Genomic DNA, 26,081 nt, shown 5'->3' on the forward strand with positions numbered 1-26,081 from the left:
TTGCGAAACCTTTAACCACCTAATAACGTATAATATAGGTGAGGATAAAAGGAGTAAATCGTTTAAAAATTAATATTTTTATGTTTATATTTTTCCGAAGCGGGGTAATAGCTAATGTAGGCTGAAAAATACATACTTGTTCTGAATGCAGAATTTTATTTAGAAATCGCCTCTGTCCAAATTAGAATAATTATTGTATAATAAAGTTTGTAACTATTTGCCCATACTAATACACTAACATACAAGCTTCTCTATTTGATAACCTATAGAAGGGAGAATTCGCTTTATGGTTACATTATTTACATCCCCAAGCTGCACATCCTGCCGGAAGGCAAAAGCATGGCTGCAGGAAAACGATATTGAATTCAAAGAAAGAAATATTTTTTCGGAGCCCCTGACAGTAGAAGAGGTAAAAGAGGTTGTCAGAATGACGGAGGACGGAACTGATGAAATTATCTCTACCCGTTCAAAGGTATTTCAGGAGCTGGAAGTAGAACTGGATGCTATGCCGTTACAGGATTTATTTAAACTAATCAGCGACCATCCCGGTTTGCTGAGACGTCCGATCATTCTTGATGAAAAGAGAATCCAGGTCGGGTATAATGAAGCAGAAATCCGCCGGTTTTTACCGAGGAAAGTACGTACTTTCCAGTTGCAGGAAGCTGCTAAAAAACTGGTTAACGAATAAAGAGCGGCCTTCCACGGCAGAATGTGGAAGGCCCTTTGTTTTTGTATTCTGATATAATTTAAGAGAGAACTACTTTCTGAGTGTATGAAACCATTCGATCCCTTTAATCTGGTTGTATAGCCAGCCGAACGCGAGAACGGATAAGACAAGGAAGATAAGAAAGACAGTTGTATGGATGCCGGTCTCATAAAGGAAGCTGTAGAAAAAAGGTTCATGCAAAATCATTTTCCCTGATGTATAAATAAGAATTGCGGCACCAACATAGATGATCCATGAAAATCGGTTCATTAAATATAAAATAATTTTGCTTCCCCATATAATTATTGGAATTGATATTAACAAGCCAAGCAAAACAAGCAAACCATCTCCTCCTGCAGCACCTGCTACAGCGAGCACATTATCAAAGCCCATGACAATATCGGCGATAACGATTGTTTTAATCGCTTCGGTTAATTTAGCTTCACCAGTGATATTATGATCCTGTTCTGCATTAGTGAGCAGGCGAAAAGCAATCCATAAGAGAAGTATTCCTCCAACTGACATTAAATAAGGAATGGCGAGCAGCTGCACAGCAATCATGGTAAGTACTCCTCTTCCCGCTATCGCAAGCAAAATGCCAAGTATGATTGCTTTATTCCTGAGATGGGGAGGCAGTTTGCGGCACGCTAAGGCTACTACAATGGCATTGTCCCCGCCAAGAATAATATCAATTCCGATTATAGTTAAAAGGGAAATAAGAAATTCTGAGCTCAAAAGTTGATTCCTCCTTGATCATACAATAAAATAATAAGTACTTTTAATAATTCGTCATTCAGGTGAAGACAAATAAGGAATCTCATTTATATATATACAAGCTTTAACTTTTTAAGAACATTTCCTATTAAAATTGCTCTTTTAAGCAAAAAACAAATTAGTAAAAAATTCAGACAGAACTATTTTCTTTCGCCGGCTAATGACTTAGAATAGGATATAATAAATAAAGATTATCTTTTAATGGATTGGGGTATTTATAACTCCAAAGTAACAATGAGGAAGTTGTTCTCCAAATTAGATTGGCAGATTCTCTTGAAAGGGTGAGAACACATGGAAATAGAACGTATAAATGAATCAACAATCAAGTTTTACATTACGTATAATGATATAGAGCGTCGTGGATTTGAGAAAGAAGAAATATGGTATAACCGTGAGCGTGGAGAAGAGCTTTTCTTTGAAATGATGAATGAGGCTAACGATAAAGAACAGTTCGAGATGAACGGGCCGCTGTGGGTGCAGGTGCACGCATTAGATAAAGGTCTTGAAATAATTGTAACCCGTGGACAGATGAGCGATGGCAATGTGAAGCTGGAGATTCCGATGGAAGACGAGGAAAAGGATGATATGTCTATGGATAACAATATTGTCGACATGCTTGATAATAATTTCAAGAAGGATAAAGACGGCGACCTTCTCAAGGATCATTCACTGAGTGTCGTATTAGGCTTTAAAGATCTTGAAGATGTCATTTCCTTAAGCCATACATTTGATGAGGATGTGGAAACAAGCTTCCACAGTTTTGAAGGAAAATACTATATATATGTTACTCTTGATGAGAAGTACACAGACGAGGAACAGGATAATATGCTTAGCAGAATGCTTGAATTCGGTTATGAATCAGATATTACAATCCATCGCATTTCTGAGTATGGAACTGAAATCATTGCAGCCGATGCCCTTGAAAAAATAAGAGAAAAGTTCGCATGAAAATAAAAAGCCTCAGCATACCACCTAAATGGTAATGCTGAGGCTTTTTTTACATATTGGCTTTGTTAATGGCCACGTTGATTTTTTACACTGTGTTGATTGCAGCTAAAGGAGGCGAGACTGTCTCTTCCTCTGTCAGCGTATCTTCGAAGAGTATCCTCGAGACAAATCGACACATTAGCGGCGAAGTAACGCTCTTTGAAGTAATGCCCGAGGCAAATAAAACACTGTGAAATCGAACGGAGTGAAGATTAAGCAGATGTTGTGCTTTTGCCTGAGGTGCAAGCGAGTCTCCTGTAGTGAAAATCAACATGAAAGTTTTCATAGTATTTTTCCTGGAAGTTGATTCGCCGGAGTGAAACTTCCAATGTACAAATATAAGTGTGCATTTTTATATTAACATCATTCCATAGCGGGAGTGTAAAACGTAAGAGTAAAATAAATGGAGTTTTTTCCGGCTATTTGCAGACTGGAGGTCGTTTCGGGGTGATATAAGTGGAAGTTTTCCGGTTATGCGAAGAAAAATCTCTCATTATAACATTTTAAGAGTGAATAAGCGGAATCGCTCCGTTTATTTAAGCTCTTTTTACACCAAAATTATTAAATAACCGAAATTATTACGCCTAATTATTAAATCGGATGCTTAACATAAACCCAAGAGCTGGTAAGTGCAAATTCTCTTTATTCTGGAGGCGGATTGACCATGTTTAATTTAAAGATTAATAATCGCACTCACACCAGCGCTGTATGTTCTGTTGCTGAGGAATATTTATTGAACATACGTTCTCTTTTGCTGTATAATCAGTTAAAAAGGGGGTGAAGCACCCATGTTTACGGCTTACCGTGAGAGTGGTTCCCCGATTTCTCTGTATTCCAAAAGATGGAGCAGAGAAGAGCTGGAACTGGAACGGAGCAGAACAACTTTCTTTTGCGGGGCCTGTAAAGGGCGGCTGATTCTGAAGCTTGGCAACACCCAAGCCTGGCATTTTGCCCATCATCCGGACAGTGTGTGCACCCATAACACCCGCAGAGAAACAGACGTACATATTAAAGGGAAACTTCTTCTGATGAGATGGCTTCACAAGCACGGTTATCATCCTATGGAAGAGCATTATATTAAGGAGATTAAGCAGCGCCCTGATATTCTTGTTCAAATGAAAGACAAAATGATCGCCTTTGAACTTCAGCGGTCATCCCTCTCCAGCGAGGTGTTCATGAAACGCCAGAGCAGCTATTTAACGGCCGGTATAGAAACCGTCTGGGCCGGATTGCCTCCTCCGCAGATGAAGTTTTACGGAGTGATCCCCTCAAGACAGCTGGATAATCTTCTTATAAGAGATCTTCCTTTCAAACACTCCATTTACCTCGATATTCAGCATGAAAGATGGCTTTTGTTAACAGATTTTATGTATCTTTCTCCAAAGAAAGTCTTCGTGATGCCCCATTTTATCTCTCTGAGCAAACCACCAGCCTGCATTGTAAATTTAAACGATAACACTTCACATTTGCCTAAATATCTAGATATTTATCTCGGTTTGTGGACGAAGCAGATCCGAAAGAAACGACTGCATATCTATCCATCTTATACTCCGGTTGAAAAAAGAATGTACCGAATATTCCAGCAGCACAGGCTTAACCTCAATTACTTCCCGGCTGTAGCAGCCCTTCCGCTTAAAAGTAATTTTAATTTTTTTACCGCGCCATATTGGTGGCAGTCATGGATTATACTTACTATAATTAATGGTAAACCATTAAACAGTGTCGTCAGGCTTTCTGAAACAGCTGAATTACTGTATCAAGAAGTTAAATCGGGTTGCTTCCATACAAGGCCATTCGGCGTCCATCCTAAAGAAAAAACAAGAGAATCGGCAGGAGAATTCCTTGAGGCTCTGACATTGTTTGGAGCTGTGGTGCAAACCCATCCAGGGGTATACAAAATAAAAAGGCATATTAATCTTAACAAACAACTGGACACACTATGTAATGATGATGAATATGTACTTAACAAAATTAAAGAAAGGCTGTGTAAAAATAAAGTATGGTAATTAGTGAAAAGGAAGAGGAATTGAAAGGAAAAAATAGAACTATTAAAGATGTGATTTGTAACAAGCTGGTAATAAGCCTGCTTCCATGAAATACATTAATCCTTTTATACTCAGGATTTATTGGCGCGAGCAGGAAGCCATATCAGGACAATTCTGTCACATCCTTAAGAATTACAGAATCATATTTTTAACTACTCCGGAGGTGCCTTATGTCAGGTAAAACGAACACTTTACCAAAGCGAAATGAAATACCAAAAGAACTAACATGGGATCTTGAAGATATTTATAAAACAGATGCCGATTGGGAAAAGGAATTCAGTGAAGTAAAAGAAATGCTTTCAGGGATTACTGACTTTAAAGGAAGGCTCGGGGAGTCAGCAAAGGTACTTTATGAAGCGCTGCAATACCAGAATGAAGTTTCCAAAAAACTGGGGAAAGTCTATACATATGCTCATATGCGTTATGACCAGGATACTACTGATTCTTTCTACCAGGGGTTAAACGACCGGGCAAGCCAGCTGGCTACACAAGTTTCTCAGGCTGCGTCATTTATAACTCCTGAAATACTTGCCGTGGAGCAGGAAAAAATCGAGAGTTTCCTTAAGGAATATCCTGACCTTGAGCTGTACCGCCACCTTCTTGAACTGTTAAATAAGCAGCGTCCACATGTGCTCAGTGAAAAAGAGGAGTCCCTTCTTGCTCAGGTTAGTGAAGTAACTGCCAGCCCTTCCAACACATTTGGCATGCTTAATAATGCTGATATGAAGTTTCCGGAAGTGAAAGATGAGAATGGCAATGACGTGGAAATCACTCATGGGCGCTATATCCGGTTTCTGGAAAGCAGTGACGGAGAAGTAAGAAAAAACGCTTTTAAAGCTGTTTATGATACTTATGGCAAGTATAAAAACACGTTCTCAAGTACTCTGAGCGGGAACGTTAAGAAGAATATTTTTAACGCAAGAATCAGAAATTACGAATCATCCCGCCAGGCTGCATTAAGCAAAAACCATATTCCTGAAGTGGTATACGATCAGCTTGTATCCACAGTGAATGATAACCTGCATTTACTTCATAAGTATGTGAAAATCAGAAAGCAGGCACTTGGACTGGATGAACTTCACATGTATGACCTGTATACACCGCTTGTGAAAGAAGTGAAAATGGAAATACCTTATGAAGATGCAAAGGAGCATGTGAAAAAAGGAGTTGCTCCTCTGGGTGAGGAATATGTTTCTATTGTAGAAGAAGGATTCAATAATCGCTGGGTAGACGTAGAGGAAAATGCAGGTAAACGAAGCGGGGCATACTCTTCCGGAACATATGGAACAATGCCGTACATTCTAATGAACTGGCAGGATAATGTAAATAACTTATTTACACTGGCACACGAATTCGGCCACTCGGTCCACAGTTATTATACGAGGAAGCATCAGCCATACCCTTATGCTAATTATTCCATATTTGTGGCCGAGGTTGCTTCGACATGTAATGAAGCCCTGCTGAACGACCACCTTTTAAATGTTACAGAAGATAAGCAGGAAAAACTATATTTGCTTAACCATTTCCTTGAAGGTTTCAGAGGGACGGTCTTCCGCCAGACAATGTTCGCAGAATTTGAACATACAATCCATCAGAGAGCAGAAAACGGAGAGCCTTTAACACCGGACCTGTTAAGTGAAATTTATTATGATCTTAACAAAAAGTACTTTGGGGATGATATCATTATTGACGAAGAGATTGCACTGGAATGGGCAAGGATCCCTCATTTTTATTTTAATTTCTATGTATATCAGTACGCTACAGGGTACAGTGCTGCCACAGCACTTGCTAAACAGATTCAGGAAGAAGGAGAGCCTGCTGTTGAGCGTTATCTTGAATTTCTGAAAGCGGGCAGCTCTGATTATCCTATCGAAGTTCTGAAAAAAGCTGGGGTCGATATGACTTCACCGGAACCTATCAAACAGGCCTTTGCTGTTTTTGAAGAAACCCTCAACGAGCTTGAGACATTACTATTTGAAAAGTAAAATATAAAAAAGAGTGTCGGTCTGGCAGGAATATGGGACCGGCACTCTTTTTATGGTCTTTGAAGTGAACTAAAAATAAGGTGTTCATTTAATTGAAAAGTTGTCCGGGAGTTTCTTGAACATCGATTTTAGTCAGGAGCGGAATCCTTTAAACCTGTGCCGCTCGTTAAACAGATGAATCAGTATGGTAATGAAAAGGAAGAGCAGCGGGAAAGCTATCAGTTTTGGAAAGAGATTTAAAATACTGAGGATAACTAAATAAAAACTCGCTGCAATCCCGGTCATGGTTAAAATTAGTAAAATGACCACTTGCGGCCCTCCTTCATACATAGTAATACAATCTATGCTTGTCAGATTCTGTTATTACCATTTGATATGTGAAAGAAATGTGAAATATACCTGAAAACTATTGTGGCTGTTTAGCCAATTTAGTAAATTTAAATGTAAGGAACATTTTGATACATAAAGAAAACTCGCCGATTGGCGAGCCTTAAGGCAAAGACAGAGGCATAGTTGCACTTATAACTTGGTCAAAAAGATTTTCACTGCGTCGAATTAACTTCATCGCTAAATATTTTATACTTTCTTAAGTGTAAAAAACCGGCTGATTTTTGTCAGCCGGTTAATTCTCAATTAATCAATATAGCGCCATAGCGTTCCGTTTTTTACGTTGATCTTTTCAACCTTCTGCCTTAGTTTTAATCGCTTCATCTGCCGTTCAACTTCTTCAAGTGTCCAGTCAAAAACAACACTGATTTCCTTTGCGGCTACTAAGGTATAGAATTGGAGAAAACTTTCTAAAGACATGGGTGGGCATTTTTCGAGTTTTTTCCCGAGCATTTCCTCCATGATACTTACATAAATATGGTAATCATACAATCCTGAAACCTTTAATCCCGGTTCATTAACATCGTCGTTAAAGAAGACCAGTGTAGGTACTGTAGTAACATCCATCTCTTTAGTAGTCTTCACGTCACACTGAAATGCTTTTGAAGCACTCTGTGAATTTAAATCGTTTCTGAATTCGCTAATGTCCATTCCCTCAACTTTTTCTGCACATTCAATCAGAACGTCTTCATCTGCGATATTCTGCTTATTAAGAAAGAGGGCTTCTCTCAGGCTTCTTAAATATTTAGAACCAATAGCTTTTCCCTGCAGTTCTGCCGCTTTTACAGCCAGGAGAGAAGTATAAGGGGTAATCAGCGTATTTTCGTTCCAGACATCACCATCACATGGCATGCCGGTTCGGCTGGCTGTTTCATTATACTTTCTTGCCCGTTCACGCAGCTGGGAAGCTTTCTTCGGCCCGTAAGTTTTATTAAATGTCCTCAATTCACTCCCAAGATAAGTTCTCAGAGTAAAATATGGGGAATACTCCATCTGGAGCTTTTTGATTATAGGTTCCAGTGCCCAGCATTCAGGACACAGGGGATCTATAAACATATATATTTCCAGTGGTTTCTTTTTCTTGTCGGATATATAAAATGAAGATGGCTCTGAAGGACAACAGAGGCCCAATTCGTCACAAATATAATTAATTTCTTTTGCTGACATTTCTGTTCCCTCCTTCTTACAGAGAGCATGTTACTCCTGGGTATTTACCATATGCCTGGCAGTATATGACAGACGGCTGAAAAACTGTGATCTGAGCGGCTCTTCAAGTTCGGTATCAACCATAGCCTGGGCCATACAGGAAAGCCAGTCCTGAGCCCGTTCCGGTGTTATTGGAAAAGGCATGTGCCTTGCCCGAAGCATCGGATGCCCATGTTCTTCGGTGTACAATTGGGGACCTCCGAGGAACTGTGTCAAAAATTGTTTTTGTTTTCTGGCTGTTTCTGTGAGGTCCTCTGGAAACAACGGTGCTAAGTCCGGATGTTCTCCTACAAGCTGATAAAAACGGTCCACTAACTTGTACAGTTGTTCTTTACCGATTAACTCATATAAGGTTTTTTGATTTTCACTCATATTATTTCCCCGCATTGTCATCTAATAATAAATAATTAAACTCTCCAGTACAACTATTTAACCTTAATTATTTAAGTCTTATTGTAGCAAGCATAGCTAAGACCAGCAACAAATGTGATTCGGAGTACTGATCTTCGGAGTTATAACAACTGGATTAATTAGTCTTTGGGTGCGGCAAGCCTCAGGTTAGGTTCCCTATTAGACATAAACGAAAAGCACACTGCTGACTTTTCAGCAGTGCGCTAATAATTAAACAAAAGATGATCTTAGGGAATGATAGCTGTTAAGAACTTTTGGCACGTAATTCTGGGTTTCTCTGAACGGCGGGATCCCGCCATAACGGTCCACATTGCCTGGCCCGGCATTATAAGCGGCAAGAGCGAGAGAGGTATCGCCATTGTACTTATCAAGCATCGCTTTCAGGTAACGAGTCCCGCCTTCAATGTTTTGTTTTGGATCAAAGCTGTCTTTTACCCCAAGGCCTCTGGCAGTTTGAGGCATTAGCTGCATAAGGCCTCTCGCCCCCGCATGGCTGACAGCCTGAGGCCTGAATCCTGACTCTGCCTGAATAACAGCGTAAATCAGATGTTTATCAACCCCGAATTTAGCTGAAGCCTCTTCAATATATGGAAGAAAAGCTTTATCTCGCTCTGTCCGGCTCATCATGTTCACAGGAGCAGCTGGCTGAGTGGAATTCTGTTCAGCTGCTGCCGGGCTTCGCGTTGATGCACCTTTCGGGGGCTGCTCCACAGCCTTCAGGCTGTCCTGTACAGCTGTTGTTAAATTGTTATTCATAAGTGCTGACGCCATAAAACTATTGAAGCTGTTTTCCGAAGGGGGCGCAGTTGAGAGTCTGGCAGCTTGCTTTTCCCCCCAGGAACGAAGAACCTGCCATTGATAATATTCACTGAACATGTTTGTTTTCATACTTTTTCTCCTTATAACGATTTAGACTGGAAAAGCAGCTGAGGGATGGAAAACGTGCCGGCATCCACTTTTCAGAGACGGCAGCGGCGATGTTTCTAATCCCTGCGAAGCTGCAGGCTTCTCTCATAAAATCGTTCAATTTTATTCTTTGTTTTCCTCTGAGGGATACCATAATCATTCAGAAGCCGTTTAAATGCAGCTTCGCCAGCCGTTCTTGCTGAAGTTTCAAATTCCAGTTCATAGTCAACTTTGCCGAGGTATTCACTCTTATCAAGTACGATTAAACCATCCGGCTCATGTATTTCAAGCCGTTTTGTGGAAAGTTCTCCAATGTAATTAAATTGGGCTTCTGATACGGAAGTAAGCCTGCGAATTTGTTCTGTCACCTGGCCTTGCGGAATATCACCAGTTTCCATTGCATTGATGGCTTCCGTTTCTGTGCATTTCTGGTGGGTTTCTAACAGACCATCCGGATGTGGTTCCTTAAGGGTAAGAACATATTCTCCGCCTTTTTTACGGATTCTTAAAGCGCTTTTGTGTTCCTTTAAAAGCATGTCTGCTGTATCAAAGTAATAGTTAACCTGTTTATTTGCTGTTTCACTTCGAATTTTCAGCTGTTCCAGGAGAAGGTTATATTCCTGTTCTGTCAGAAGGTTTTTAAACTCAATTTCTATTTCCTGGTGCAATTTTTTCACCTGCCGGTCGCTTTATGTAGTCGGGTATTGCCGTATTCTTCAGAGTATTGCCGGAAAAGTATTTTTCATGTTAAATATATTATTTCACAAGCTATTTTTTTTGACAATATGTCTTAAGTGCCTCATTATTTTTTAAGCGCATTTTTACCCACTGAATTAAAGGGGTCATAATCGCTGATACCTAAAAATTATGATAAACTAAATATGGATTTATTAACGCAGTTATGCTGGAGGTAGTGACAATGATCTCATTAGAAGTTAAAAAATTAGTTAAAGAAGAGGCGACTTTAAAAGTATATGTAAATACAGATGATAATACAGAAAAGCTGGAGGAATTAGAACCTGAAGGCCAGATACTGGCAGATTCAGACGGAAAGGCATTCGTATATTTACTGGCAGACAAAGAGGGATTCGCGCATCTGCGATTCCCTGAACAAGTTTGGAGCGATCTGTCCGTGGAAAGGAAATCCACCCCGCCTGTAAAATTACAGCTCGGCCAGAATGAAGCTGTTGAACTCCCGGAATTCTGGAACGAATTAAACAGTCTGCTGGAAAATATCCAGGGAAACAGCAACTACGGGCCGGAAATGGTAGAAGCTGTAGAAACGATTTTTGAACTGGACATGGAGTAATCTTTGTATCAGAAGAATTAAATTGTATGTTCAGTCTGCTGATTGAAGCAGAATCAAAAGCTTGGTGGTGATCTCCTTGAAGGACTGGGATGCTATGCTGGCTCCTTACAAACAGGCTGTTGATGAACTGAAGATAAAGCTGAAGGGAATACGGGAGCAATATCAGTTATCATCAAAGCATACGCCGATTGAATTTGTAACAGGCCGCGTTAAGCCTGTTTCAAGCATACTGGAAAAGGCTAAAAGAAAAAATATACCTGTGGATAAGCTGGAAGAAGAAATGCAGGATCTTGCAGGAGTAAGAGTTATGTGCCAGTTTGTAGGTGACATAGACACAGTTGTAGAGCTTATTCATTCAAGAACGGATTTTGAAATAGTTGAAGAGAGAGACTACATTAAACATAAGAAAAAGAGCGGATACCGTTCCTACCATATTGTGCTCAGATACCCGGTTCAAATGATTGAAGGCGGAGAAAAAAGGATCCTGGTAGAATTGCAGATCCGCACACTCGCAATGAATTTCTGGGCTACCATAGAGCATTCTCTTCAATATAAATATTCCGGTAAAATACCTGAAAAAATTGAAGAGCGCCTGCAGCGGGCGGCGGAGGCCGCTTTCAGGCTTGACGAAGAAATGTCCCAGATTAGAGGAGAAGTACAGGAAGCCCAGAAAATTATTTCCCGCAAGCAGCAGTCGATACGAAAAAACTAATAAACAGGAAGGGATGCACATTTCATGAGGTTTACAGTCAGGTCAAGAGGGGACCATGATTCCAACATGATCTCACAAAGAATTAAAAATTATCTGCTTGAATTCAGTCTGGAGTTCGATCCCGAATCCCCGGAGATTGTTATATCAGTAGGTGGAGACGGAACCTTGCTGGAAGCCTTTCATGAATATACACACCGGCTTTCAGAAACGGCGTTCGTCGGTGTGCATACAGGGCATCTCGGTTTTTATGCAGACTGGCAGCCGGAAGAAGTTGAAAAGCTGGTAATCCATATCGCTAAAACCCCGTTTAAAGTTGTTGAGTATCCGGTACTGGAAGTCATTATCCGCCATAACGGAGAACGGAAATCGGAAAGGTTTTTAGCTCTTAATGAGTGTACAGTTAAAAGTATGGAGGGTTCCCTCGTGATGGATGTGGAAATAAAGGGGGATCTTTTTGAAACTTTCCGGGGAGACGGCTTGTGTATTTCCACTCCATCAGGTAGTACAGCGTATAATAAAGCACTTGGGGGAGCGATATTGCACCCGTCTCTGTCCACGATTCAGATTGCAGAGATGGCTTCTATCAACAATCGTGTGTACAGGACTGTCGGTTCGCCGCTCGTCCTGCCCCAGCACCACACATGCCTGCTGAAACCGAAAAATAATGTGGATTTTCAGGTGACAATTGACCATCTTACGTTATTGCAGCAGGAAGTGAAATCCATCCAGTATCGTGTCGCTGAAGAAAAAGTCCGCTTTGCAAGATTCCGGCCGTTTCCATTTTGGAAGAGGGTAAAGGAATCCTTTATCGCTGAATAACAATGAAAGGGATTACTCTTCAATGGAAAGCAGGGGCTGAAGAGGATGGACAGCTCCTGAAAACTTTTCTTCGCGAAAAAAAAGGAATTTCTAAGAAAGCACTGGCAGATATAAAATTTAAAGGCGGGGATATCTCTGTTGACGGCAGGCACGTAACAGTCAGGCATGTCCTTAAAGAAGGGGAGGCTATTCAGATAATCTTTCCGCCCGAGAATGTCAGTGAAGGGATAGTTCCTGTTGACAGAGAACTGGATATCGTATTTGAAGATGACCATCTGCTAGTGATAAATAAACCTCCTAATTTATCAACCATCCCTTCCAGGGAACACAGAGAGGTATCACTTGCAGGGGCGGTAGTTCATTATTATAAAAAGCATAATATCCCTTCTACTTTTCATGCAGTTAACAGACTGGATAAGGATACATCCGGCCTTATGCTTGTAGCAAAGCATCGTCATGTGCATGATTTATTTGTGAGAATGCAGATGAGACAGAACATAGAACGGACATATACTGCCCTTCTGGAAGGGAAGCTGGATAAGGATGAAGGGACTATTGATCTGCCTATAGGCAGAAAATCAACTAGCATTATTGAACGGGAAGTAACTCCTAACGGACAGGAAGCTGTGACCCATTATAAGGCAGAACGGCTTTTTTCAGAGGCTTCGTTAGTCAGTATTAACCTGGAGACTGGAAGAACTCACCAGATTCGCGTCCATTTCAGCCATCTTGGCCATCCGCTGGCAGGTGATACTTTGTACGGCGGAACCAGGAGACTTATTGGAAGGCAGGCGCTTCATTCTTCAAAAATAAAATTCCTTCACCCAATAGAAAACAAAACCCTTGAATTTTCCACTCCGTTATTTTCAGATATGGAGTATGCCATAAAAACTCTTGAAGAAGGTAATTAAAAAAAACAACGGCCGATTGCCGTTGTTTTTTTGGTTTGTTTCGTTCAAGTGTTGCCTTTCATACGTTGAGACTAGTGAAAGTTCCGTTTCAATTCCAGAAAGGGCGTGATTCATACGTTGAGAGCGGCGAAAATTCAGTTTCAATTCCAGAAAGGGCGTGATTCATACGTTGAGAGCGGCGAAAATTCAGTTTCAATTCCAGAAAGGGCGTGATTCATACGTTGAGAGTAGTGAAAGTTCAGTTTCAATTCCAGAAAGGGCGTGATTCATACGTTGAGAGCGTCGAAAGTCCAGTTTCAATTCCAGAAAGGGCGTGATTCATACGTTGAGACTAGTGAAAGTTCCGTTTCAATTCCAGAAAGGGCGTGATTCATACGGCATCTCAATTCCTGCAAGCACGTCTTCCGGGCCTGGAAAGTAGGAGTACACCACGCCATCTCAAATCCTCCGCAATCCCTTTGAAGGGAACCCTCCCCCTGCCTCATAACTTTTTAAGGATCCACCGGACGGAACTTTTCTTCAATAAATGCCTGTTTTGAAGGTACAGAGACAACTGTTTTTTCAGGCCAGCGGTACGCGGATAATTTATTCCCGAAAACGCAGCCTGTATCAATATTAATCGTACTGCCTATCTGACGTGGTTCTATTACAGGAGTATGTCCATAAACGACAGTACAGTCATAATCATATTTAGAAGCCCAGTCCCTCCTGACAGGTCTGCCGTCGGGATGTTTTTCTCCGGTAATATCTCCATAAAGTACAAAGGTCTGAACCCGTTTACCCTCCTTGCCTATGTCATTAGGGCGGATACCTGCATGAGCTACAATAAGCTGCCTGTTATCCAGCACCTGGTATAACGGAGCATTCTCGTAAAGTGTCCTGAACATAGAAGAGACATTCCTCCGTTCTTTATTACTTAGAGCTTCCAGTTCAGCTACAGTCGTTTCCAGCCCATGGCTGATTACAACCTTTCTCCCTAAGAAATAACGGTATAGTTTATTACAGTGGTTTCCAGGGCAGTACAGCGCTTTTCCGGAATTTACCCACGGTGCCACAGCATATATGACCGCAAGAGAATCAGGTCCCCGGTCAGTTAAGTCTCCCAGAAACACCGGAATTCTCCCTTCAGGATGGCGGATATCCCCGTCCTTTAGTTCATAACCCAGTTCTCTTAAAAGGTCTTTCATTTCCTCAAAGCATCCGTGAATATCACCAATAATGTCATACAACTTCAATCACCTCATTTTATTTTGACATGGGGAAGAGTTTTTGAATGATGGGATGCGTGTGTTATTTCGGGCATCCAATGAATTGAATGCAGGCTGACGAATGTATTACGGGGGCTAACCCAGCCGCCGGAGCTTCTGCCTTCTTCCTGGATTTGTGAAAGCTGCCCGCCTATAGCAGCTGAAAACCAGATCGGCAAAAAATAATCGGACGAGAAATAGTATCATAATAATTTTATAACAGGACCATCCTTGATGTAAAAACAACTATCATAAAGCTAAACTACTTTACAAAGAGGAAGACACTAAAAAAGTAACATGCCTCAATTTCTCAATTACATCTCATGTTATCGTTTTAGTTATCGTGTTCATTATCCCCGTTATTTTACACAGATTGCGGCTGAACATTCTTCCGATTGTATTAGTTTTGCTGGAATATTCGCCTTGTGGTACTTCTTATATTAGACCTTCTATGAGCAGAATTTGTTGAAAATGCATTTTTAATAACCCTGAAACATTCCGGCTTTTTGTATATACGGAAATTGTCCAGTTGATTAATGACAGAAGACGATTGACGGATTACTTTTCTCCCGTTAAAATTAGTACCAAGTACTAATAACAACGTATAAGAACTTGAGGAGGAAATGTAAATGAAAATTGATTTAAGTAATCGTACATACGTAATCATGGGTGTTGCAAATAAAAGAAGTATTGCCTGGGCAATCGCCGAATCATTATCAAAAGCCGGCGCAAGGCTGATTTTCACTTATCAGGGAGAGAGACTGGAGAAAAATGTCCGCCAGCTTGCAGAAACGCTTGAAAGGGAGGATTATTTAATAATTCCATGTGATGTAACAAGCGATGAAGAAATTGATAAGGCTTTTACAGAAATAAAAGAAAAAGCAGGGGAAATACATGGGATTGCACATTGTATCGCATTTGCAAAAAGGGAAGAAATTGAAGGGGAATATTTAAATACAACGAGAGATGGTTTCCTCCTTGCTCAGAATATTAGTGCATACTCACTGACTGCAGTTGTAAAGGCGGCTCGTCCAATGCTTGCAGAAGGCTCCAGTATCGTAACGATGACTTATCTCGGCGGAGAGCAGGTCGTAAAGAATTATAATGTGATGGGTGTAGCGAAAGCTTCTCTTGATGCGAGCGTAAAGTATCTGGCGAATGATCTCGGTAAAGAAGGGGTAAGAGTCAACGCTATATCTGCCGGACCGATCAGAACACTGGCTGCTAAAGGAATAGGGGGCTTCAATGAAGTACTTCATGAAATGGAAGAAAAAGCACCGTTAAGAAGGACAGTTTCCCAGCAGGAAGTAGGAGATACAGCATTGTTCCTTGTAAGCGATCTGGCAAGAGGGATTACAGGTGAAATCCTTCATGTTGACGGAGGATATAATACGATTGGATTAATGTAAAGAAGATATTGCTATAGAACACAGCGGCTGAAGAGTATTTGGTCACTGTGTTTTTTTATTGCCGTTATCGACTAAAAGGCGGGCTGGGAATATTAAGCAATTCATGGAAAAACGTAGTTATTCACCAAATTCTTATCTCACATTATGTCTTATTAACATACATATAAGTAGAGGAGTTCCTGTATTTATCCCGATGTAACCGTCCGTAAAACTCCCGCCTCAAAACATGAGTGGAAGCGAAAATGTTTAGGCGGGAGATAACGGACGCTAACATCCCGATTAGTTCAACTACCAATTAGTGGGAGATGAATACCGCCCCACTGATTGAAGGTTCACTTTATAGATTTTACTCTGGGCTGCAGACTAAATAATGAATGTAGGTGAGAGGAACATGGCTGTAACTGTTCTGGAGTTTACTATTTTTGCTTTAGCTGTATTCAGATTCACTCATCTGATTGTATATGATAGTATACTCGAAACCGCAAGAGGGCTTATTTTGAGATATGAGACCCAGATGAATGATACAGGAGTAGAGGAAAAATATATTGTCCTTGCCGAAAAGGGCTGGAAAAAATGGGCTGGTGAGCTAATAACATGCCATTGGTGTACTGGGTTGTGGATCAGTTTCTTCCTCTGGGGAGGCTATAAGTTTTTTCCTCCTGTATTTCACCCGGTTATATGGATTTTCGCCGCTGCAGGGGCAGCCTCTGTCATTCATACGATTGTCTTAAAGTATTTTGAATAAAACTCAGTTTTAAAAAGGCTGAGCAAATCCCCCCTCTGTTTTCTGTTACAGTATAGCCAAAGAAAAAAGCCTGCCTGGAGGACAGGAGCACTAACTGCACGGTTTATAAATAGACAGATATTGAATTGACGGCAGGTATGCCGCCCTGATGATCGCGTGAATAGAAAAAGCCTTCAATTAAATAATGAGAAAACTCTTCAGTAAGCTCCATTGAGATATTAAAGTTTCTGAATCTCCCTTTTTCCAGCGGCTTCAACTCTTTTAGGTGGAGGGGTTTTAGCCAGTGCTCTCCCCGTTCTTTCACCCATTCTTTCTGAATGTATACCCATTCCTCTTTTAGTTCGGATATCTTATCATGAATATTATTGTGGGAGGTAACCTTCCCGCCAACAAAAACTTTTGAAACAGGCTTTACACGAAGGCAGATGACAGGATCTCTGATACTTTTATCTGTCAGATTCTGAAAAGTAAAATGGCCGATGATGTCAATAGTCCGGTCAACCTCTGTTTCCTTCTCAAGAAATACAGCACTGCTGAAATAGGAAATTACCGGGGAAACTTTTTTTTCCAGTTCGGAGAAGGCCGTTTCCTGTTCCATTACTTTTTCTGGTTCTGATTTACTATAATACTTCCTGGATAATCTGGATAGTTCCCGTTTATATTTAGTGAGTTCGGAATGGTAATGGAGCAACTTCTGGTTCAGCTGGTTTATTTTATCCTCTTTATTTTTAATGAGTTGTTTGTACCGGTCTCCCATAATAAAAGCCCCTTTACAAGTTACTGAATACGTATATATAAAAATATGTATGCAAAAAGATCACTTATAGGATAAAAAAATAAATCAGATTGATGAGTGGCATCAATCTGATAATAGAATAAGCTGTAGGAATTTCCTCGTTTCTCCTGACCGCCATTTCTTAGTGAAATTTTAATGGTCAGGGGGGAATATTTCAGGGCACTGCGGAGGATAAGTGATATCTGGGCAGACTCTTTCTACAATTGGAGCTGCTATATCTTCTCTAGGCTTACAGAGTCTTCCCTCAACTTCAAGCTTCACTTCAGCTTCCGCCTGTACTGACTGGCAGATAGTCAAGGTTAAGGCCAGATCGAGGAAGTCGCCGTTGTTGCAGCATACGACCCCGGTACCGAAAAAGTCGTAAATATGGCATTTTACATCTGTACCTTCAGGGGCGCACAGCAAAAATCTTTCAAATATGCAGAATGGAACCGGTTCAGAAACACATACTACCGGGCCATTTTCATCTTCCCTCAATTCAACTGAGAAGAATCCCTGCTTTTTGATTTTTACAAGCTGAAGCTCTATTCCCAGTTCTTCTACGAAGATGTCTTTGCGGGTGCCTACCTCGCGGCATTCTATTTCATCAAGGGGAATTACATTACCCTCTGAATCTGTCGGCACTACAGAGACGAAGAAATCTTCACCATCGTCAATCAAAGCACAAGGATCATTATTGGGAGTACCATTGCAGGTGAATGCAAGGTCCGCCAGCCCGGTTTTGCCGTTGAAAGTATAATCTTTATCTACTTGCCTTGTTACCCAGTCATAAACTTTAGTGACCCGGATACAAAGATTCTCTAAGTCGGACATTCTTTTATCATCCTTTCACTCGTGTTTGTTCCTTTATTCGGGACTACTTCATTGTATGAAGAAAGGAAAAATTTGTGCAAAATCCCACTTTGAATTTGAGACTATGGGCTTGACTTTGGAAAGTTTCCGCTCATATGGACATAAGATGATAAAAAGGGAGTGAAACGTAAAGGGGGAAGAGGATGAAGCAGGAACGGATGACAACAGTTCAGCTGAAGCAAAAAGTTATTCACCTGAGATCAGAGCTTCATAAATATGAGAAGAAGGTTAAGGACTATGAAGAAAATTATCATTACCGGCTGCTGGAAGACTTGAAACAGAACAATGAAGAGTTAAGGCGGAAGAATGAAACAGCTGAAGAACAAATGAAAAGGTTATCGGATGAAAAAGAAAGACTGCAAAGTGAGAATGAAGAATGGCGCAATAAATATAAGGCTGCTGCAGATAAAATAAATGTGCTGACAGAGAAAGGAATTCTTCTGAATAAGCAGCTGGAGGAAACGCTGCAGGATAATGTACTGCTAATGGAAAAAATAAAGAAGTATGAAGAGAGAAGTTCAGCGTTTCTGCCGTTGCCAGAAGAGAACAGAAAGGCAGGCGTACAGAGGAAAAACAGGGAGGAAGGGGAAGGGAAGACAAGAGCAGTAAAAGATGACTGGTTTATCAGTAATCTTCATACGCAGCAGAAAAAAAATAAAGACACTTAAACGAATGAATTTCATAATTATGAAATTCATTCAAACATCTAAGATTTAATGATAACTTCGGCATAGACAGGTGTGTGGTCACTAACTCTTTCCTTACATACCATATTGGTAAAGGGGAAAGGAGATTAAGTGATGAAGCTTGAACGTCCAATTATACTTTCACAAAATAAGAAAAAACAGGTGAATAATCACCTTAAGGCTAAGGAGACCATAAAAAAGATTCAAAGAAAAGGATGCGGCTGCGGGAAAAAGCTGAAGAAAAAAGAATAATTCTCAGCTCCTGTCCCTTTCAGAAGGTTTCGGCTGACGTGAAAAGGGGAATTATAAACAGGAGAAGAGGTGATCGCTATGGGTTATATCCCGCCAGTCAAAGATGAACAAATGATTATCTATGGCAGCCGCCAACAGAAACATTCATCCCTAGTCGCTCCAGCTGCAGAGGTACAGCGTGCTGAGTTCTACGAAGTACTAAGAAACAGGTCCCGTTGTGGCAATTTCTTTGAAAGAAACGTGGTAAAACAACAGTTAAGACGAAAAGCGAAAGAATGTGAAAACACCGTCACAGGAAAAGGGTCGCATATTGACATTTCCGTATAAATATTCAAAGGCTCCCGGGACCATCCCGGGAGCCTTATTTTGCACTTTAAGTGGGAAAATTTAGCGAAGAAGCTGATTCGCCGCAGTGAAAATTCTTATTACCAAAGTTATAAGTGGAGCAACAATGCCTCTGTTTACGTCTTAGGCTATTCAATCTGCGAGTTTTCTTTTACTGACCTGACTATTTATGTTTTTCAGCAAAGTTTTTGAATATTGTTCTGAAAATAAATAAAGTAAGCACAGCCAGAATGGAAAGACCAATAAATAAATTAGCATAGATCGTTGCCGAACCATTTTGTGCTACAGGATTTAAAAGTAATGTTACATTTTGAAGATCAAGGATGGCTCCAAACACTGCGCTTGCAATAGCTCCGGCGAGAAAATTCAATAAATTGAATAACCCTATGCCTACGCCGGTGCGTTTTTCAGGAATCACCTGTGTCAGTATATTAGCAGTCGAACTCTGAATCAGCGGGAAGGCGATATACTGCACAAGGATACACAGAGAAATAATCCACGGAGGAACACCAATAAAAGTTGAGACAAGAAACGACCCTGCCACAACGAATAAAAAGGCGAACTGAACAACGGGATAACTTCCGTGCCTGTCAATCAGTTTTCCGCCAAACTGGCCGATAATCCCTGCCGCCATGGCACCAGGGAACAGAAGAAGGCCGATTTCCACTGTACTTAAAGAATATATATCCCTTGCCATAATCGGAACAACGAAAATCATGCCGAACATAGCTATAGTTCCGAGAAAACTCGTCAGGATAGTGAAAGCATAATAAACATTCTTCAGCATTGCCGGATCAATAAAAGGATCTTCATACGTGTACATACGCCAGGCGGAGAGAACTCCTGCAGCAGCTGCAGCTAAGAGGGCAATAAAATTGAGTGATGTAACAAAAAGTAAAAATGCCGATATAGTTATGGCTATAAGTACAGCCCCTAATATATCAACTTTGCCAGTCTGCCTTTTTTCTTCTTCAGGGAGCCATCTTCTTAAAAATGGCAGAGCAATGAGTGACAGTACAGAAAAGATGAAAAGAAACCGCCAGTTAAATGCTCCTCCAACTAAGCCTCCCATGATTGGGCCAAGGCCGGAAGCAAAGGCGACTGTTGAAGAAACAATCCCAAAAACTTTACCTCTTTCACCTGGCATAAACCTGGCCGGTATTATAAAGGAAAGGGCAGGGATAGAGGCTCCTCCCATTGCCTGAAGAACTCTTGCTGCGAGAAGGGTCGGATAGTTAGGGGAAAATAAACCTAATGCGGCCCCTGAAGCAAACAGAATGATTCCTGCTGTCAGCAATGTTTTGATAGGAAACAGATCCGCCAGTTTTCCATACATTAAAGAGCCAATGGCAAACACTAATATATATCCGGTCATTACCCAGCTTACTTGAGAGGGGAGCAGATTGAATTCTTCTGCTATGTCCGGTATGGCAACATTGAACATTGTACCGTTCATGACTGTAAAAGTAAGGAGGATACAAATTAAGAGAATAAGGTTTTTTCTTTCACGCTTATCAAGTTTCTTATGGACAGGCTGTTCTTCCATAATAAGCCTTCTTTCTATTTAGGTTTCTGCCATTAAAGAAATGACGGAAAAGAAGTAAGTTACCCGCCGCAGAATAAAAATATTTCGTATGTAGAAATATATATAATCATATTAGAAATATTCCTTTGTTTTGTCAACTGAGGATAATAGGAACTGCCTGCCTCATTAGAGAAACGGCATGCTTTCCGGAAAATTACTTCAATCGTTCATGAAGTTAGTATGAGCAGAAAACTGTTTTAAAAAAAAGAAGTTTGTTAAATTAAATGTAAAGGAGGGGTTAACATGGCAGACGATAAACAGGAAATGAAAGACAGGGTTTATGCTGAACTTGAAAATGTTATTGACCCTGAATTAGGGGTCGATATTGTTAATCTTGGGTTAATATACGATGTGGATCTGGATGAGAAAAATAATGTAAAAGTAACGATGACTCTTACTTCTATGGGGTGTCCATTAGCCGGGACAATTGTATCCGATATTAAACGGGCTTTAAACGACCTGCAGGAATTCGGGGAAATAGGCGAAGTGGATGTAGATATTGTATTCAGCCCGCCGTGGGATAAAAGTATGATGTCCCGCTATGCAAAGATAGCTCTTGGAGTAGCTGATAACTAATTAATGAAGCTGTGAACGACGATACTGCCGCCAGTATCGTCGTTTTTTTTGTTTCGGAGGAGAGGAGATTAATTCAGGACAGCTTCATGTTTTCCTCGTTATCATATTCTTTTTTCCTGTTTTTCCTGTGTCTGTGTCCCCATTCTGACATATTCAGCAGCAAGCCCTCCAGGGTTTTACCATAAGAAGTTAATGAGTATTCAACCTTCGGGGGAACCACTGGATAGGATTTCCTCTCAACAAGGCCTTCTTCTTCCAGTTCTTTCAGCTGCTTGATCAGTGTCTGGTGGCTGACGTCTGGCAGCCTGCTCTTAAGCTCACTGAAACGAAGCGTTTTATTGTCCAGCTCCAGCAGAATTATAGCTTTCCACTTTCCGCATACTACTTCAAGTGTTGTATTTATATCCTTCATCCTTTCAACTTCCATTGCATCAACCTCCTAAGTCTAAAATAATATACTACTTACACTCAGCCTGTATCTGTGCCACACTTATGTTAAACCTTTTCATGCTGGTTAAACGTGATGTAAAAAGGAGAGTTTATACTGAATGACTACCTTTAGTGGGAACGATAAAATTCAGGACTTCCTGGAGGAAATGTTTTCCTCGAGGGGAACGGTTATAAAAACAGCGACCGAACGGTGTATGGATCAGGCAGAAGATATTTATTCGGACATGCCGGAAAAGGAACATTTTATTGAAGAGACAACCAATATTCTGGCAGAGCACTTGTTGTCCGGGAAACCGGCAGACAACACAGATCAACTGGACCAAGAAACAATACATAAACCTGTCCATCTGTCCCACACAGTCCTTTTCGCCAGAATGATCACTTTTTCTTATATTACAACCGCTTTCTGGATGTTGTATAAAACAGACAGTAAACTTCAGCAAAAATACTTCCTTACTGTAACGGAAGCTATTGAGATTAATCGACTAATTACAGCAAGTACCAGAAAAATAATGAGCGAAAGTATTTTCTTCAAAGACACACCTGGAACTTCCTCTGTTACTGATTCAGAGAATACCCTACTGGTTATTCCTCTTACAGATGGAACAGCTCTTTGCCCTGTTACATGCGGGTTTAATAGCGGCGAAGCCGGCGGAATGCTGAAGGAAATCCTCCAGATCAGTAAGGAAAAACGAATAGGGCATCTTATTCTTGAGTTTTCAGGTATGGAGGAAGTGAATGACAAAAGTGCTGCCGGGATATTAAAAGTAATAAGAACTCTTAAAGTTCTTGGTGTAAATGTTTCTCTCACTGGTATACAGCCTGAACTGGCCCAGTCTGCCGTACTGCAAAATCTTCCTTTTAAAGGCCTGTCCGTGTTCCCTGACATAAAGAGCGCATTGCTCAACACACCAGAGAATAATTCAGCTCATAGTTGATCTATACCCTTTGAGGAAAAGAAAATTCATTCTCATATACTTTCTCACATTGTTTTAAAAGTTTCCCATATAAATCAAACAGAAAGACTCCCTCTTAGTTAACATATTAGTGATATAATGTTAGAGTTATGAAAACAGATTAACTAAGGGTGAAGGAAATGATAAATGAAACAACGTTAACAATTTCTTTAATCATCTTAATGTTGTTTATTATGGCAGGCATTATATATTTATTTTTTGTGATTATGGAACGTTTAAAAATTAACAGAGTAACTGCTCTGTTCTATGCTTTTTTACAGGCCTCTGTAAGTATAATTATTGCAGGGGTGGTCTTTCAGTGGATTTCTCCTCTTACAGATCCCGCAGAGCTTCATTTTCATCACTTGCTCAATTACAGTTTTTACCCGGTGATTGGCTGGAATGTATTCCTTGGTATAGTCGCAGTTGTTTTTCTATTAAATGGAGCAGTTCACCATCTTATAAGTTATAGAAGTTCGAAATTGAAATACAGAGATTAGATAAAAAAAGCAGAGCTGACAATAAACGGTTCTGTTAACAGGTGAATACTTATTATATTGGACATGAATGGGCGTATAAATTGGTATACGTCTTTTTTTGGTCGCTAAAAAGTTGCTGATTCTGAATAAAATTCTTTAGCGAATAAATAAAATTTAACCGCGAGTAATTCAGAATATTTTTAATTACTTTTAAATTTGTAATAATTAATTTATAATACCTTTATAACCCAGCTAACTGAGCGGTTGCTCAGTCAGGTAAATCTCAATTTAAAGGGGGATAAGCATGGCAGACGAAATAAAACTGACTATGGGCAAGCTTTTGGAAGCGGTTTCAAAAGAGAGTCCTGACCATGATGCAGTAGTTTATCCGGACAGAGGACTCAGGCTTTCCTACAAGGAGTTTGATCAGCTCGCCCGTGATGCAGCAAAAGGGCTGATGAGCCTTGGTATTGAAAAAGGAGAACATGTAGCCGTCTGGGCCACGAACCGCCCGGAATGGGTTACCACGCAGTTTGCCACGGGAAAGATGGGAGCTGTACTCGTAACAGTTAATACAAGCTATCGTACTTCAGAGCTTGAGTATCTGCTCAGACAGTCAGACTCCACAACTTTAATATTAATGGAAGAATACCGTGATGCTTCATATATTAATATGCTTTATGAAATAGCCCCGGAGTTGAGAACTTCAGAACCAGGCAGGCTGACTTCAAAAAAACTGCCTAAACTGAAGAATGTGATTGTACTCGGCGAGAATCGTTACCCTGGAATGTTTCACTGGGAAGATTTACTTGAGCGTGCAAGTCAAACATCTGATCAGGAGCTAGATGAGAGAATGGACAGCCTTCACTTCCTTGAGCCCATCAACATGCAGTATACTTCAGGAACGACAGGTTTTCCTAAAGGTGTAATGCTTACACACAGTAATATCATTAACAACGCAAGAAATGTAGCGGAATGCATGAAGCTCACTAAAGACGACCGGCTATGTATACCCGTCCCGTTTTTTCATTGCTTCGGCTGTGTAATGGGGACACTTGCATGCGTTACAGTAGGGGCGACTATGGTGCCGGTACAGGAATTTAGGCCTGCGGATGTCCTGAAGGCGGTGGAAAAAGAACGGTGTACCGCTTTACATGGTGTTCCTACGATGTTTATTGCAGAACTGAATGATCCTGATTTTAAAAAATATAATTTGTCATCTTTAAGAACAGGAATAATGGCAGGATCCAACTGTCCTATTGAGGTGATGAAAGGTGTAGTAAATGAAATGGGGGCGTCAGAGATTACTATCGCTTACGGGCAGACAGAATCATCCCCTGTAATTACTCAGACAAGAACGGATGATCCACTCGAACTTCGCGTTTCCACGGTTGGACCGGCGCTGCCAAATGTGGAAGTAAAAATCGTTGAGCCGGGGACAAATAAAGAGGTCCCAAGAGGAACACAGGGTGAATTATGTACAAGAGGCTATCATGTAATGAAAGGCTACTATAAGAATCAGGAAGAAACAGACAGGGCGATTGACAATGACGGCTGGCTTTATACTGGAGACCTGGCAGTCATGGACGAGAATGGCTACTGCAAAATTACAGGAAGACTGAAAGACATGATCATTCGTGGCGGAGAAAACATTTATCCAAGGGAAATTGAAGAATTTTTATACCAGCATCCTAAAATTCTTGATGTACAGATTGTAGGAGTTCCCGATGAGAAATACGGAGAAGAGATAGTTGCCTGGATCCGGCTGAAGGAGGGGGAAGAAGCTGCAGAAGAAGAGATTAAAGAATACTGCTATGGTAAAATTGCCCGGTATAAGGTTCCAAGATATATAGCATTCTGTGAGGAGTACCCAATGACAGCATCCGGAAAGATCCAGAAGTTCAAACTGAGGGAAAAGTCCATTGAATATAAAGATAAGGCGGCAGAAAAAGAGCAGGCCGGGAGTTAATAAGACAGCCGATAATATAAGGGAGCTGGCAGAAGGTTGGTTAGTCTGCAGCTCCTTTTTTTGTACTACAATGTACATTTACGGTTATACATGGAATTTTACTATGTGAATGCAGCAGGCAGTGCCAGCTGTATTTTTTTGATAGAGAAAACAGTCTGTGTAATAAGGGAAAAATTTGGAAAATAAACTAGACTTTTTTTGGGAAAACGCCAGTGTCGAAAAAACAGTACTTAAGTCATGAGCATATTTTGTTGACAGACTATTTTTTTCTTCTCCAAATAGAGTTAACTGTAAAAATTTATGATATTCCATAAAATTACTAAATAGATCAGCTGGAAAAGTAAAATGGGAAAAAAGGCCTGTGATTCATTTTGAATTCCTGGATTTATTATTTTCAGCAGGAAAGTGTGGGAAAGTCGGGACTTTTTATCTAATGCAGAGGATATGAAGTTATTTGTAAAATGTGACAGATTTGTGATAAAAAACACTATATAGAACTCCCGAATAGCTGAGCTGAGGGACGGTAAAATATTCTAGCTGCGTACACAGGAGAAAATTAGTACATAAGGGCGGATA

28 protein-coding genes are annotated in these 26,081 nt (G+C 40.6%); 17 read left to right on the forward strand and 11 right to left on the reverse strand.

The window, feature by feature from the left end:
- The first annotated feature begins 286 nt into the window (after positions 1–286).
- A complete protein-coding gene (gene spxA, locus BK582_RS12215; RefSeq protein WP_078595306.1) occupies positions 287–688 on the forward strand; it encodes a transcriptional regulator SpxA in 402 nt (133 codons plus the stop codon).
- A 69-nt stretch (positions 689–757) separates the two neighbouring features.
- Here the strand turns inward: spxA and BK582_RS12220 are convergent, their stop codons facing one another.
- The gene (locus BK582_RS12220; protein WP_078595307.1) at positions 758–1,441 is read right to left on the reverse strand and encodes a YjbE family putative metal transport protein; all 684 of its coding nucleotides are present in this window, start codon (positions 1,439–1,441) and stop codon (positions 758–760) included.
- Between the two features lie 330 nt (positions 1,442–1,771).
- Here BK582_RS12220 and mecA point away from each other — a divergent pair, with 330 nt between their 5' ends.
- Positions 1,772–2,428 (forward strand): adaptor protein MecA, encoded by a 657-nt coding sequence (gene mecA / locus BK582_RS12225; protein ID WP_078595308.1) that lies wholly within the window; start codon positions 1,772–1,774, stop codon positions 2,426–2,428.
- Between the two features lie 85 nt (positions 2,429–2,513).
- On the opposite strand, the gene BK582_RS26490 is transcribed toward mecA, so the two are convergent.
- Positions 2,514–2,753, reverse strand: coding sequence for a hypothetical protein (locus BK582_RS26490; protein ID WP_139368240.1), 240 nt, complete (start codon positions 2,751–2,753; stop codon positions 2,514–2,516).
- Positions 2,754–3,255: 502 nt separating this feature from the next.
- On the opposite strand from BK582_RS26490, the gene BK582_RS12230 reads away from it, so the two are divergent.
- Positions 3,256–4,473 carry a competence protein CoiA gene (locus tag BK582_RS12230; protein WP_078595309.1) on the forward strand — a complete coding sequence of 406 codons (1,218 nt, stop codon included), beginning with the start codon at positions 3,256–3,258 and terminating at the stop codon, positions 4,471–4,473.
- 209 nt (positions 4,474–4,682) lie between these two features.
- Entirely contained in the window at positions 4,683–6,497 is a 1,815-nt protein-coding gene (pepF, locus tag BK582_RS12235) for an oligoendopeptidase F (RefSeq protein WP_078595310.1), read from the forward strand.
- A 633-nt stretch (positions 6,498–7,130) separates the two neighbouring features.
- Here the strand turns inward: pepF and BK582_RS12240 are convergent.
- The 4 genes from BK582_RS12240 to BK582_RS12255 form a co-directional block, all read right to left on the reverse strand.
- Positions 7,131–8,051, reverse strand: coding sequence for a ClpXP adapter SpxH family protein (locus tag BK582_RS12240; protein ID WP_078595311.1), 921 nt, complete (start codon positions 8,049–8,051; stop codon positions 7,131–7,133).
- A 30-nt stretch (positions 8,052–8,081) separates the two neighbouring features.
- On the reverse strand, positions 8,082–8,462 hold the full coding sequence (locus BK582_RS12245; protein WP_078595312.1) for a globin domain-containing protein: 381 nt from the start codon (positions 8,460–8,462) through the stop codon (positions 8,082–8,084).
- A 249-nt stretch (positions 8,463–8,711) separates the two neighbouring features.
- Positions 8,712–9,389, reverse strand: coding sequence for a lytic transglycosylase domain-containing protein (locus tag BK582_RS12250; RefSeq protein WP_244895381.1), 678 nt, complete (start codon positions 9,387–9,389; stop codon positions 8,712–8,714).
- A 95-nt stretch (positions 9,390–9,484) separates the two neighbouring features.
- Positions 9,485–10,084, reverse strand: coding sequence for a CYTH domain-containing protein (locus BK582_RS12255; RefSeq protein WP_244895382.1), 600 nt, complete (start codon positions 10,082–10,084; stop codon positions 9,485–9,487).
- A gap of 242 nt (positions 10,085–10,326) precedes the next feature.
- Between BK582_RS12255 and BK582_RS12260 the strand changes: the two genes are divergently transcribed.
- The 4 genes from BK582_RS12260 to BK582_RS12275 all read left to right on the forward strand — a co-directional run bounded on the left by BK582_RS12260 (position 10,327) and on the right by BK582_RS12275 (position 13,158).
- On the forward strand, positions 10,327–10,716 hold the full coding sequence (locus BK582_RS12260; RefSeq protein ID WP_244895383.1) for a UPF0738 family protein: 390 nt from the start codon (positions 10,327–10,329) through the stop codon (positions 10,714–10,716).
- 76 nt (positions 10,717–10,792) lie between these two features.
- Positions 10,793–11,428: a GTP diphosphokinase gene (yjbM, locus tag BK582_RS12265; protein ID WP_078595314.1), complete on the forward strand. Its 636-nt coding sequence runs from the start codon at positions 10,793–10,795 to the stop codon at positions 11,426–11,428.
- 24 nt (positions 11,429–11,452) lie between these two features.
- Positions 11,453–12,247, forward strand: a complete 795-nt coding sequence (locus BK582_RS12270) for an NAD kinase (protein WP_078595315.1) — start codon at positions 11,453–11,455, stop codon at positions 12,245–12,247.
- Positions 12,248–12,249: 2 nt separating this feature from the next.
- Complete coding sequence (locus BK582_RS12275) at positions 12,250–13,158, forward strand: RluA family pseudouridine synthase (RefSeq protein ID WP_078595316.1); 909 nt, start codon at positions 12,250–12,252, stop codon at positions 13,156–13,158.
- Positions 13,159–13,649: 491 nt separating this feature from the next.
- Here the strand turns inward: BK582_RS12275 and prpE are convergent, their stop codons facing one another.
- Positions 13,650–14,387: a bis(5'-nucleosyl)-tetraphosphatase PrpE gene (gene prpE, locus BK582_RS12280; RefSeq protein ID WP_078595317.1), complete on the reverse strand. Its 738-nt coding sequence runs from the start codon at positions 14,385–14,387 to the stop codon at positions 13,650–13,652.
- Between the two features lie 647 nt (positions 14,388–15,034).
- Between prpE and fabI the strand changes: the two genes are divergently transcribed.
- A complete protein-coding gene (fabI, locus tag BK582_RS12285) occupies positions 15,035–15,814 on the forward strand; it encodes an enoyl-ACP reductase FabI (protein WP_078595318.1) in 780 nt (259 codons plus the stop codon).
- Positions 15,815–16,205: 391 nt separating this feature from the next.
- Complete coding sequence (locus BK582_RS12290) at positions 16,206–16,559, forward strand: DUF1360 domain-containing protein (protein WP_167553098.1); 354 nt, start codon at positions 16,206–16,208, stop codon at positions 16,557–16,559.
- A gap of 103 nt (positions 16,560–16,662) precedes the next feature.
- Here BK582_RS12290 and BK582_RS12295 read toward each other — a convergent pair whose 3' ends face one another.
- Together BK582_RS12295 and BK582_RS12300 are read right to left on the reverse strand one after the other, a co-directional pair.
- Positions 16,663–17,316 carry a hypothetical protein gene (locus BK582_RS12295; RefSeq protein WP_078595320.1) on the reverse strand — a complete coding sequence of 218 codons (654 nt, stop codon included), beginning with the start codon at positions 17,314–17,316 and terminating at the stop codon, positions 16,663–16,665.
- 171 nt (positions 17,317–17,487) lie between these two features.
- Positions 17,488–18,168 carry a BMQ_0737 family morphogenetic spore coat protein gene (locus tag BK582_RS12300; RefSeq protein ID WP_078595321.1) on the reverse strand — a complete coding sequence of 227 codons (681 nt, stop codon included), beginning with the start codon at positions 18,166–18,168 and terminating at the stop codon, positions 17,488–17,490.
- Positions 18,169–18,350: 182 nt separating this feature from the next.
- Between BK582_RS12300 and BK582_RS12305 the strand changes: the two genes are divergently transcribed.
- The 3 genes from BK582_RS12305 to BK582_RS12310 all read left to right on the forward strand — a co-directional run bounded on the left by BK582_RS12305 (position 18,351) and on the right by BK582_RS12310 (position 19,472).
- Positions 18,351–18,875, forward strand: a complete 525-nt coding sequence (locus BK582_RS12305) for a hypothetical protein (RefSeq protein WP_078595322.1) — start codon at positions 18,351–18,353, stop codon at positions 18,873–18,875.
- A 132-nt stretch (positions 18,876–19,007) separates the two neighbouring features.
- Complete coding sequence (locus tag BK582_RS26985; protein ID WP_167553099.1) at positions 19,008–19,145, forward strand: hypothetical protein; 138 nt, start codon at positions 19,008–19,010, stop codon at positions 19,143–19,145.
- A gap of 78 nt (positions 19,146–19,223) precedes the next feature.
- On the forward strand, positions 19,224–19,472 hold the full coding sequence (locus BK582_RS12310; protein ID WP_078595323.1) for a hypothetical protein: 249 nt from the start codon (positions 19,224–19,226) through the stop codon (positions 19,470–19,472).
- 181 nt (positions 19,473–19,653) lie between these two features.
- On the opposite strand, the gene BK582_RS12315 is transcribed toward BK582_RS12310, so the two are convergent.
- The gene (locus tag BK582_RS12315) at positions 19,654–21,036 is read right to left on the reverse strand and encodes an MFS transporter (protein ID WP_078595324.1); all 1,383 of its coding nucleotides are present in this window, start codon (positions 21,034–21,036) and stop codon (positions 19,654–19,656) included.
- 282 nt (positions 21,037–21,318) lie between these two features.
- Here BK582_RS12315 and BK582_RS12320 point away from each other — a divergent pair, with 282 nt between their 5' ends.
- Positions 21,319–21,651 carry a metal-sulfur cluster assembly factor gene (locus BK582_RS12320; RefSeq protein WP_078595325.1) on the forward strand — a complete coding sequence of 111 codons (333 nt, stop codon included), beginning with the start codon at positions 21,319–21,321 and terminating at the stop codon, positions 21,649–21,651.
- 73 nt (positions 21,652–21,724) lie between these two features.
- Here the strand turns inward: BK582_RS12320 and BK582_RS12325 are convergent, their stop codons facing one another.
- Positions 21,725–22,078, reverse strand: a complete 354-nt coding sequence (locus BK582_RS12325) for a winged helix-turn-helix transcriptional regulator (RefSeq protein ID WP_078595326.1) — start codon at positions 22,076–22,078, stop codon at positions 21,725–21,727.
- 121 nt (positions 22,079–22,199) lie between these two features.
- Here BK582_RS12325 and BK582_RS12330 point away from each other — a divergent pair, with 121 nt between their 5' ends.
- From BK582_RS12330 to BK582_RS12340, 3 genes are all read left to right on the forward strand, one after another.
- Positions 22,200–23,039, forward strand: a complete 840-nt coding sequence (locus tag BK582_RS12330) for an STAS domain-containing protein (protein ID WP_078595327.1) — start codon at positions 22,200–22,202, stop codon at positions 23,037–23,039.
- A 158-nt stretch (positions 23,040–23,197) separates the two neighbouring features.
- On the forward strand, positions 23,198–23,557 hold the full coding sequence (locus BK582_RS12335; protein WP_078595328.1) for a hypothetical protein: 360 nt from the start codon (positions 23,198–23,200) through the stop codon (positions 23,555–23,557).
- 283 nt (positions 23,558–23,840) lie between these two features.
- Complete coding sequence (locus tag BK582_RS12340; protein WP_078595329.1) at positions 23,841–25,505, forward strand: AMP-binding protein; 1,665 nt, start codon at positions 23,841–23,843, stop codon at positions 25,503–25,505.
- Positions 25,506–26,081: the final 576 nt, after the last annotated feature.

The organism is Evansella clarkii, assembly GCF_002019695.1.
In the GTDB taxonomy this organism is placed as follows: Bacteria; Bacillota; Bacilli; order Bacillales; family Salisediminibacteriaceae; genus Evansella; species Evansella clarkii.